General features: G+C 35.8%; 10 protein-coding genes. All 10 read left to right on the top strand.

Annotated features, from left to right (window positions below; translation table 11 throughout):
• Positions 1 to 273 precede the first annotated feature (273 nt).
• Positions 274 to 1,308 carry a RimK family alpha-L-glutamate ligase gene (locus CIK88_RS06770; RefSeq protein ID WP_094435396.1) on the top strand — a complete coding sequence of 345 codons (1,035 nt, stop codon included), beginning with the start codon at positions 274 to 276 and terminating at the stop codon, positions 1,306 to 1,308.
• Positions 1,309 to 1,354: 46 nt separating this feature from the next.
• On the top strand, positions 1,355 to 2,071 hold the full coding sequence (locus CIK88_RS06765; RefSeq protein WP_094435394.1) for a CDP-alcohol phosphatidyltransferase family protein: 717 nt from the start codon (positions 1,355 to 1,357) through the stop codon (positions 2,069 to 2,071).
• A 5-nt stretch (positions 2,072 to 2,076) separates the two neighbouring features.
• Positions 2,077 to 2,799: a 2-C-methyl-D-erythritol 4-phosphate cytidylyltransferase gene (locus CIK88_RS06760; protein ID WP_094435392.1), complete on the top strand. Its 723-nt coding sequence runs from the start codon at positions 2,077 to 2,079 to the stop codon at positions 2,797 to 2,799.
• Positions 2,800 to 2,810: 11 nt separating this feature from the next.
• Complete coding sequence (locus CIK88_RS06755; RefSeq protein ID WP_094435390.1) at positions 2,811 to 3,839, top strand: NAD-dependent epimerase/dehydratase family protein; 1,029 nt, start codon at positions 2,811 to 2,813, stop codon at positions 3,837 to 3,839.
• A 45-nt stretch (positions 3,840 to 3,884) separates the two neighbouring features.
• Positions 3,885 to 5,312 carry an MBOAT family protein gene (locus CIK88_RS06750; protein ID WP_094435388.1) on the top strand — a complete coding sequence of 476 codons (1,428 nt, stop codon included), beginning with the start codon at positions 3,885 to 3,887 and terminating at the stop codon, positions 5,310 to 5,312.
• Between the two features lie 4 nt (positions 5,313 to 5,316).
• Entirely contained in the window at positions 5,317 to 6,255 is a 939-nt protein-coding gene (locus tag CIK88_RS06745; protein WP_144269590.1) for an SGNH/GDSL hydrolase family protein, read from the top strand.
• Between the two features lie 25 nt (positions 6,256 to 6,280).
• Positions 6,281 to 7,411 (top strand): glycosyltransferase family 4 protein, encoded by a 1,131-nt coding sequence (locus CIK88_RS06740; protein WP_216820878.1) that lies wholly within the window; start codon positions 6,281 to 6,283, stop codon positions 7,409 to 7,411.
• A 10-nt stretch (positions 7,412 to 7,421) separates the two neighbouring features.
• Positions 7,422 to 8,015: a sugar transferase gene (locus CIK88_RS06735; protein ID WP_094435382.1), complete on the top strand. Its 594-nt coding sequence runs from the start codon at positions 7,422 to 7,424 to the stop codon at positions 8,013 to 8,015.
• A 6-nt stretch (positions 8,016 to 8,021) separates the two neighbouring features.
• Positions 8,022 to 9,098 (top strand): nucleotidyltransferase family protein, encoded by a 1,077-nt coding sequence (locus CIK88_RS06730; protein ID WP_094435380.1) that lies wholly within the window; start codon positions 8,022 to 8,024, stop codon positions 9,096 to 9,098.
• Positions 9,099 to 9,123: 25 nt separating this feature from the next.
• On the top strand, positions 9,124 to 10,798 hold a 1,675-nt coding region (locus tag CIK88_RS12295), incomplete at its 3' end, for a right-handed parallel beta-helix repeat-containing protein (RefSeq protein ID WP_173815651.1).

Genomic DNA, 10,798 nt, shown 5'->3' with positions numbered 1-10,798 from the left:
CTATATACATAGGGAAAGACAAGATGTATCTATGTAAAGGCGTTAGTAATAGTGATATTATTAATTACACAAACGCGATATATAATATGAATGAATGTGAATATACATCGTTCAGAAATAGTATTATTAATGAATATTTAAATTCCCGGAAATCTCAAAGAAATATTGAGTGGTATTTCAAGCGTTTAAGACCTAGGTATATTAGAATATATATTAATTCAAAAATTAGAAAACAAAAGTATTTTAATTGTGTAACTAAATTTTTATAATGATATGAAAGTAGTCGTATTTAGGAAGGATGGTGTCCTTCATTCAACAGACTGGGCGTCTGTTTGGATAGAGTATTTTGAGGCGAACGGAATTGAATACAAGGCTGTAGACCTTCTTAAAACCAATGCTATAGAAGAATTAAAAGGATATGATATGCTTCTTTGGCAGTTCGCCATTGCAGATTATCGGCAAATGCTTGAAGCTAGAAGTATTTTATATTCTGCAAAGCGTATGGGTTTAAAAGTGTTCCCTGATTTTAATGATTCTTGGCATAAAGATGATAAGATTGCAGAAATGTATTTACTTCAATCTGTAAATGCTCCAATACCTAAATCTTTTGTGTTTTATGATTTGGAAACATTAAAAACTGCACTTAATAATGGCGATATCCAATTCCCAATTATTTTTAAACTAAAAGCAGGTTCAGGCAGTAATAATGTTAAAATGGTGAAAACAAGACGACAGTTATTATCTTACGCTAAACGGATGTTTGGGAGGGGATATTCGCCAGCCCCAAGTGTTGTTTTCAAAGCCTCTTCCCATATCCAGTCTTCTCATAATTGGGAAACAGTAAAAAAGAAATTCAAGAGAATACCTGAATTCTTGAGTACACTAAAAGGCTATAAGTTGTATCCTAACGAAAGAGGTTACGTTTATCTTCAAGAATTTATTCCTAATGATGGCTTTGATATGAAGGTCGTTGTTGTGGGCGATAAACTGGCTGGTTTTTCGCGCCCAACCCGCAAAAATGACTTTAGAGCATCAGGCGGAGGTGAGTTTATATTTGATCGCTCTAAATTTACAAAAAACGTTATCGAATCAGCATTTGAAGTTTCAAAAAAAATGGGTTCTGTTTGTATTGGTTTTGACTATGTTATAGATAAGAGAACAGAAAAAGGGTATATTGTTGAAATGTGTTGCGGTTTTGCCCATTCTGCTCTTTTAGGTATGAAAGGATGGTTTGATAAGGATTGTGTATGGCACGATGGTGAATTGAATGCGCCAATTGAAATATTTAAAATCCTTGCTAGTGAATAACGATTATTAGATATTACTCATTGTTGTTCTTTATAAAAACAAAATTATGACATATCGAGAAATTTACGATATAGCAGTTCCTCCCCATAAAAGAAAAGAGGAAAGATGGAATATATTTGCAGGCCATATTGGCCGGCCAATTTCAGTATTGATGACAGTCCCTTTGTCAAAAACCTCTATTAAACCAACAACAGTAACAGGGTGGTCTTTGATTGCACTAATTATTGGTGCTATACTTGTGTCAATTCATTATAATATGACCCTAACTATAATAGGATGGTTTTTCTTTCTTCTATGGAATCTCTTAGATGGTGTTGACGGGAATTTAGCGAGAAGTACGAACCAATGTTCTAACCTAGGTGATTTGTGGGATACAATGGGAGGTTACTCTGCTATGGTCTTGACATATTTCTCTGCGGGAATAGCTGCATATTTTGACAATAGTTTATTTGACTTCTGTGATAAATATTTGCTTCTAATATTTGGAGGGGCAACAGCTATTATGTCAATATTTCCAAGACTAGTAATGCAAAAAAAGAAGACATATGGAGTAAATTCAGAGGCAGTCAATAAGCTAACAGACAAAACACATTTTGGCATTAAGCAGATTATTTCTATGAATCTGATATCGCCATCTGGTTTTTTGCAGGTCATTTTTCTGCTTTGTATCATATTTCATTGTTTAAATTTTTTCATATCAATATATATGTTGATTAATTTTTTAATAATGATTTTCAGTTTGTATAGTCTTTTAAAACAATAAATATTATGACAATTGCAATTATAATAGCAGGCGGCTCCGGCCATAGAATGGGCCAGGATATTCCCAAACAATTCATTAATGTTTATGACAAGCCGATTCTGATATACACTCTTGAGGGCTTTCAAAATCATCCGATGGTGGATGCAATTGAAGTTGTATGCATCGAGGGATGGGAGAATGTTGTATGGGCATATGCCAAACAATTTGGAATCAATAAACTGAAATGGATTACAAAAGGGGGAAACACTGGGCAGGAATCTATACGTAATGGCGTATACAATCTTGAAGAAATAGCCAGTAAAGAGGATATTGTGATTATTCACGATGGTATTCGCCCATTGGTGGAACCAGAGGTTCTAACAGATGTAATTAATAAAGCAAAGGAATATGGAAACGCTGTAACGTCAATGCCTTATAATGAGCAAATTTTTGTAATAAGCAAAGACGATGAAGCCACAACCACACAGTTTATTCCAAGGGAAACCTTAAGGAGAGTTTCCACACCTCAAGCATATAGGTTTGATTTATTAGATAGTAAATACCATGAGGCATACGAGAAAGAAATTGGTATTTATGGTTCTAGTTATACAAATACTATGATGGTTGATTTAGGTGTACGTCTCCATTTTGCCGCTGGCAGTGATAAGAATATAAAACTAACGACCAAGGATGATTTGGATTTATTCAAAGGATATTTAAAGAAAGAGAAAGACACCTGGTTGAAATAAAAAGAAAAACAATGTCATTAAACAAACGTCATCCTTTATATCAGGAAGATATAAAAAATATAATGTCCATTAAAGGTATTGAAGGACTACATGGAAAGAGTTTTTTGATAACCGGTGCGACTGGTATGGTCGGTGTTATGCTTATTGATGTCTTAATGTCAATGAAAGATGTTAAAGTAATAGCCGTAGGTCGTTCTAAAGAAAAAGCCCAAAATAGATTAGGCGAGTATTTTGATAACCCTAATTTTTCTTTTTTAGAACACGATGTGTGTTATGCATTTGATAATGATATCAACGTCGATTATATTATACCTGCAGCCAGCAATACCCATCCTCTTGCGTACTCTCAATACCCTATAGAGACTATATTAATAAATGTAAAAGGTGCCGAACATGCCCTTAATTTAGCAACCAGATGTGGTGGTACGGTTATTTATACATCAACAAATGAAGTATACGGGAATGCTACCAATAACGAAGATTTTACAGAGGATAGTAACGGGTATTTAAACCTTACCAACGCACGTTCTTGTTATAATGAATCAAAGCGAACAAGTGAAGCCTTGTGTCAGTCATACATTGCAGAAAAGGGGACAAAAGTTAAAATTGCACGTTTGTGCAGAATATTTGGTCCCACAATGCTTGAGAGTGATACGAAAGCTTCATCTCAGTTCATTAAAAAAGCCATTGCAGGTGAAGATATTGTGCTCAAAAGCGAGGGCAATCAGTACTTCTCATATACCTATGTTGCTGATGCTGTTGCAGGTTTGTTAACGGTTTTATTATATGGACAAATAGGAGCATCTTATAACGTGAGCAGTGAGAAAACAAACGTTCGCCTTAAGGATTTTGCTCAAGTATGTGCGCATTATAATAATAAGAATGTAGTATTTGATTTGCCCTCTGAAGTAGAACAAAAAGGGTATAGCGTAGCATCTAAGGCGATTTTAGTAAACGAAAGATTAAAGAGTATTGGTTTTAATCCACTTTATGACTTAAAGGAGTCAATATATAGAACCATTGAGATTCTTAAGTCATAAATAAGGAGGAGCAAACACATATGGTGGAAATGAATATATTTTTCTATGCTTTTCAATACCATTGAATTTGTCATTTTCTTGATAGCCGTGGTGATAGTGTATTATGCTATCCCATCAAATAAATATAGGAAGTTGTTCTTATTGGCAGCATCCTATTATTTCTATGCTTGTTGGAATGTGGCTTTCTTAGGCCTTTTGTTATTCGATACAGCTGTATCCTATTTAGCAGGCCGGCTGATGGAAGGGAAGGAACAATTATATCAAAAAAAAGTGTTGTGGCCTTCTATTATTCTTATACTTACTCCACTATTTTGCTTTAAGTATCTCAACTTCTTTCTGACGGCAATTCATGATGTGCTAACATCATTAGGACTAGCAATGACAGTCCCTGAGTTTGAATTACTGTTGCCAATAGGTGTTTCCTTCTATACGTTCATGTCAATTGGATATGTTTCAGATGTCTATTTGAAGAAGATAAATCCTGAGCACAATGTTCTGGATTACTCACTCTTTATTGGATTCTTTCCACAGATTGCATCTGGTCCTATCGGACGGGCACCTAGTATTTTGCCTCAGTTTAAGGAAAAGAATTCGTTCCTGTTTGATAATCTTTCAGTAGGCGCGAAGATGATGCTATGGGGTTTCTTTATGAAACTCGTGGTAGGTGATAGAGCTGGTATTTATGTGGATACTGTATTTGGAAATTTTGCTAATCATAATGGCGGGTCGTTATTGTTAGCAACGTTTATGTATACGATCCAAATTTACTGTGATTTTGCTGGTTATTCTTTGATAGCAATCGGTTCTGCACGAATCATGGGCTATGAGTTAATGACCAACTTCCGTAGACCATATTTTGCAACCAGCGTAACAGACTTCTGGCGTAGATGGCATATTTCTCTTTCAACTTGGTTTCGTGATTATGTTTATATTCCCTTGGGCGGTAGTAGAGTAGGAGAGAAAAAGCTTTATCGCAATATAATGATCACATTCTTGACTTCAGGCCTCTGGCATGGTGCCGCATATAACTTTATTGTATGGGGTGCATATCATGGCTTGGCTCAGGTTATAGGGAAGATGACTCATGAAAAGAAAATCTCTATTTGGAAATCGCTGAAGATTAATCCGGATGGTGGTTTTAAAAAGTTTGTTGATATCGTTCTTACGTTTATTATTGTTAGTTATGGTTGGATGATATTCTATGTCTCTGACTTTAATACAGCCATTGAGATAACAAAGGGTTATTTCCATTTGGGTGTTCCTTATATTCATCAAACTACTTTGTTTTTCTTTGCAATAGGTTTTTTTATTCTTTTTATTAAGGATTTTAAGGATGAGTTTACACCAGAAAAGCACTATATGTTGGAAAGTAAGTGCGTACCTGTAAGATATGTCTCCTTCGCGTTACTTTCTGTGCTGATTGTGTTGATAGGTGTGTTAGGTGGCGGCCAGTTTATTTACTTTAAATTCTGATGTTATGGCTCTAAATAAGAATAAACTGGGGGGGGCACTTTTGTCGATACTGGCCATACTACTATTGTTGGTACTAATGGACATATGTGTCGGTGGTGTCAGTTCATGGCTTTATCATCGTTCTAAATACGGTATATTTCACAGACAATTATATGTACTCAATGAATCAAGAGATGACATTATTATATTGGGATCCTCAAGAGCATCGCACCACTATGTTTCAAGCATATTTGCAGATAGTCTCAATATGAGCTGCTACAATGCAGGTAGCGAGGGAATGTGCATCTATTATCACTATGCCATGCTTGCTGCAATGATAGAGCGGGGGCATTGTCCCAAAATAGTTGTTTATGATGTGATGGATTTAGATGCTATGGAGCATCCAGGGCCAACCTTTACTCTTGATGCGGCTCTTGATAGGCTTGCTCCCCATTATGGTGAATTTGAATGCATAGACTCATTATTTGACTTAAAAGACTGGAAAGAGAAACTAAAACTTCAATCATTAACATATAGGTATAATTCGAAGTTAGTACAATCGATCAAATGTAACTTTTTGCCGCTGCCTGAAGATAACGGATATGAAAAGGTTGTTGGAAAACTTCCCGATAATATGGAATTTACAAAGGAAGAATATAATGATTGTGAGTTAGATTCATTAAAACTGTTATATATGCAAAAGATGGTGGATTTGGCAAAGGTCCACCAGATTAAATTGTTTTTTATTTTCTCCCCATGTTTTAAGGATAATCCGTCAAAGGCATATGATGCGGCAAAGGAAATAGCCCATCACAACCAAATTGAGGTCATAGATTTCTATAATGAACCAGCATTAATGAAGCGTGAGTTGTTTAGAGACTTGATGCATCTGAATGATGATGGCGCTCGTTTTTGGTCTTCATTTCTTTCCATGGAATTGAAGAAACAATTAATTCTAGAATAGTATATTATCTTTTATTTTTCTGGATATGGATAAAAAACAGATTATTGCTCTATTAACTAATAACGACGATGATGTTTATTGTTTCCGAAAGGAACTGATAGAAGGTCTCATCGCGGAGGGATATGATATGTTAATTTCATGTCCTGATGGTCCAAAATTTGAGTTGATGAAGGATATACCATACATATGTGATAATCCAAATATCGATAGACGTGGAACAAATCCTGTTAAGGACCTCGGGTTGATGATGCATTACCGTAAGTTGTTTAAGAAGTATAAGCCCGCAGTTGTACTGACATATACTGCAAAACCAAATGTGTATGCCAGTATAGTTGCACATAATTTGGGGATACCAGTAATCAACAACCTGACTGGACTAGGTAGTGTAGTGAATGAAACAGGGCCAATGAAAAGTTTCATTATGTGGCTATTCAAACTTGCTTATCGCAAGTCTGCATGTATGATGTTTCAGAATGCAACGAATATGCAGGTGGCTATTGATCATGGTATGGTAAAAGGTAAGTATCGCCTTATCCCTGGCAGTGGTGTTGATACAGACAGATATCCTTTGCAGCCATACCCTGATGGAGGGGATGGAAAGACTGGCGCTCCCGTTGTGTTTAACTACATAGGTCGCATTCTTCATGACAAAGGCGTTGATGACTATATTGAGGCAGCAAAGCGTATTAAGAAAGAGTATCCACAGACAGAATTTAATATGCTTGGTTTTATAGAACCTACCGAAAGTCACTATGAACAGGATTTGGCCGAACTGGAGAAGCAAGATATAGTAAAGTATCGTGGTAGCCAAAAGGATGTGAAGCCTTTCATAGCGCGAGCGCATTGTACTATTCACCCTTCTACCTATGGTGAGGGAATGAGTAATGTGCTCCAGGAAAGTGCATCATCAGGAAGATTTCTAATTACCACCAATAATCCTGGATGTCAAGAGACTGTAGAGAATAACAAGACAGGTTATATCTATCAAGGTGGTAATGTGGATGCTTTGGTGCAGACGATTGAGAGATTCTTGGCATTGCCTAATGGACAAAGGAAAACTGCAGGAGAGTTAGGTCGTGAAAGAATGATTGAAAAGTTCTCCAGAAAGATAGTCATTAAGGCTTACCGGGAAGAGATTAAGAGAATCTTGGGGTGAAATACTAATTATGAAACGTTTATTTGATATAACGGCAAGTGGACTTGGTTTGATTGTACTGAGCCCATTATTCTTAATACTTGCTATTTGGATTAAGTTGGATAGCAAAGGGCCTGTATTTTACCGTCAAGTACGTGTGGGCAGGCATAACAAAGATTTCCGTATTTTCAAGTTCCGCTCTATGAGGGTGGGGGCTGACAAGGGGAGTCTTGTGACCATTGGCGGAAGAGACCCTCGCGTTACGAAATCTGGCTATTGGATTCGCAAGTTCAAACTGGACGAGTTGCCACAGCTTATCAATGTGTTCATTGGAGACATGTCCTTGGTTGGCCCACGTCCAGAAGTGCGTCATTATGTGGACTACTGGACGCCAGAGCAAATGCATGTACTGGATGTGCGTCCTGGAATTACAGATCCTGCTTCCATCAAATTCCGAAATGAGAACGAGCTGATGGAGCAAGCCGAAGACCCCGAAAAGTATTATATTGAGGTCATTATGCAGGAGAAAATCAAGCTATATCTGGAATACGTAGAGAAACACAATTTCTTCTATGATTTAGGCTTGATATTTAAAACATTCTGGGTAATAGTAAAGGAACGCTGATTATTCGTGAGATACGATATTGCCAAAGAGCCGTTTTTGACTCTTATTCGCTTGGGTTTAGGACATTATGCCCAGCTATCCCAAGAAACCTTAGATTGGAATGCATTGCAAAACCTTGCTACTCAGCAAAGTCTTTCTGCAGTGTTGCTGGATGGTATTGAAAAACTGCCAGATAGTAAAAGACCACCTAAAGAACTCATACTACAGTGGATAGGTGAGGTATTGCAGGGGTATGAACAACGATATGAATTGTATCGTCGTGCAATTGCAAATTTGGCAGCTTTTTATAATGCCAAAGGCGTAAAGATGATGATATTAAAGGGCTTGGCGTGTGGTATGGATTGGGCAAAACCAGAACACCGGCCTTATGGTGATATCGATATATGGCAGTTTGGAGAACAGAAAGAAGCTGATGCACTTATAATAAAAGAGAAAGGAATAAAGGTTGATACCTCTCATCATCACCACACAGTTTTCTATTGGCAAGACTTTATGGTGGAAAACCATTATGATTTCATAAATGTACACCATCATAAATCTAGCAAAGAAATTGAGCAAATTCTAAAGGATCTTGGGAAAGATGATTCTCATTCAATAAATGTAAATGGAGAAACAATATTTTTACCTTCCCCTAATCTTCATGCTTTGTTTTTGTTGAGGCACGCTTCTAGCCATTTTGCTGCTGAAGGTATAACCTTACGACAAATAATAGACTGGGGCTTTTTCGTGCAGGCTAACCACGAAAAAGTGGATTGGGAATGGCTCGAAAATATTCTTGAACAATATGGCATGATGGAGTTCTATAATATTATTAATGCTATTTGTGTAGATGATTTGGGGTTTAATGCAAGTTTCTTTACCCGCGTGCAGTTTAATCGAAGCCTCAAAAATAAAGTCGTAAATGAGATTTTATATCCGGAATATGGTGTAGAGTATCCTAAAGAATTGTTCAAAAGATTAGTCTTTAAGATACGACGCTGGAAAGGGAGCGCATGGAAGCATAGGCTATGTTATAAGGATAGTTTATGGAGTGCATTATGGCGCGGAGTTTGGGCCCATTTGTTGAAACCTTCTTCAATATAGGATTAGCATTTTTTATGAAGAGAAAATGATGAACCAAGGTCAAACAATATTGCGCATGTTAGGCTTGTATTTTTTTGTAGCTCTTAATCTACTACAAATAAATGCAAATGGTTTTGCTGCTGTTATGCCTTGTAATGAAGTTTATTCATGCGAGGAGAATAGAATTCATAAATTAAATAGGCATAAACCTTTTGACGAACAAGTATCGAATAAAAATACGATATATGAGATTTCTTATAGTTTTGACCTTAGAGGAAAAACCGTTGTTTTACCACAGAACAGTACTTTAAAATTCAATAGCGGAAGTATTAAAAATGGTATATTAATCGGGAATGATACTAAGATCGAAGAGACTAAGGAACCTGTTTTTAATAAAGTGGTTATAAGTGGAACATGGTGTGTCCCTGTGATTTATTCAACCATGTTTTATGATTTGTCAGAAGATAATGCATTATCCAATGTGTTTAATTTGACAGATGATAATGTCAATAATAAAGTTATAATTGAGAAATCAAAATATGACTACATTGTTAGTTTTTCAAAGTTATACCAGTCTGTAATTAACGTCCGATCTAACACTGATATTATAATTAATGGTCGAGTCAGAGTAAGAGGCAATAATCTTAATGGATATAGAGTTTTTTATGGAAATAAAAAACATCATATCTGTTTTAAAGGCGAGGGGGAATTAATTGGAGATTTTTATACAGATGATGAAAATAAGCCCATTGAGGGCTGTCATGATTTATCTGGCATCCAAATGTACAATGGAAAAGAATTGAAAACGCATGAATATTGTCATGGAATTTGCTTTTATAACTCACAATATATATCAGTAATAGGATTAAAAATAAGTAGGTTTCCTGGCGATGCAATTAGCCTTTCAAACACTGGTACTAATAACATAATAAATAATCACTTTGTTTCAGGTTGTGAGTTGTTTAAATGTAGAAGGCAGGGTGTCTCAATCATTGGGAATAATATTATTATACAGGATAATTTTATTCATAATATAAATGGAACAAACCCCCAATCAGCAATTGATATTGAACCTAATGATAGTACCTGTGTATGCTCTAATATAATAATCGATAAAAATAATATATTAGATTGTTTTCGGGGTGTGCTACTTGTCTCGACTGCAGGTCCCGTATTCAATATTCGGATTATTAACAACACCGCAAAAGTGAATAATACATTCTCGTATACTTCAGGTAAGCAAGTATATAATGTTGAGGTATTAAATAATAAGATTGAGAGTGAGGGCATTAGTTTGATGTATGTAAACACCAACTGCTGTACTATTAAAGGTAATACAATACGGTCAAAAGAAACGGCATTTTATAATAACCCGGGTAATGAATTAATGAATATTGAAAACAATGTTGTTAACACACAAAAAACATGCTTACTTGTATCTCGTAATTCTACAATAAAAAATAATATTTTTACTCTAGATTCACCGAAAGAAGGATTGGCACTATATCTCGCAAATAGTAGCAATGTTATATTTGAACACAATAAAGTATACAATGGTCTTATAAGTGCCAGTGGAAAAAGAATAGAAATAAACAATAATGTGATATCATCAGAAACAAAAGCTGATGTTGTAGCAAGGTTCTGGGTTGATTATTTAGTTTTTAACAATAACTCTTATATTATAAATAAGGGAGTGTCTCTAATTCCACATTGTGTTTCAT

The organism is Prevotella sp. P5-50, from assembly GCF_002251295.1.
GTDB lineage: Bacteria > Bacteroidota > Bacteroidia > Bacteroidales > Bacteroidaceae > Prevotella.
Note: the sequence above shows the minus strand (reverse complement) of the source record. Positions and strands in the feature narration are given on the sequence as shown.

Coding starts and splice junctions, on each gene's coding strand:
- CIK88_RS06770 (WP_094435396.1), top strand. CDS start 274: ATGAAAGTAGTCGTATTTAGGAAGGATGGTGTCCTTCATTCAACAGAC.
- CIK88_RS06765 (WP_094435394.1), top strand. CDS start 1,355: ATGACATATCGAGAAATTTACGATATAGCAGTTCCTCCCCATAAAAGA.
- CIK88_RS06760 (WP_094435392.1), top strand. CDS start 2,077: ATGACAATTGCAATTATAATAGCAGGCGGCTCCGGCCATAGAATGGGC.
- CIK88_RS06755 (WP_094435390.1), top strand. CDS start 2,811: ATGTCATTAAACAAACGTCATCCTTTATATCAGGAAGATATAAAAAAT.
- CIK88_RS06750 (WP_094435388.1), top strand. CDS start 3,885: ATGCTTTTCAATACCATTGAATTTGTCATTTTCTTGATAGCCGTGGTG.
- CIK88_RS06745 (WP_144269590.1), top strand. CDS start 5,317: ATGGCTCTAAATAAGAATAAACTGGGGGGGGCACTTTTGTCGATACTG.
- CIK88_RS06740 (WP_216820878.1), top strand. CDS start 6,281: ATGGATAAAAAACAGATTATTGCTCTATTAACTAATAACGACGATGAT.
- CIK88_RS06735 (WP_094435382.1), top strand. CDS start 7,422: ATGAAACGTTTATTTGATATAACGGCAAGTGGACTTGGTTTGATTGTA.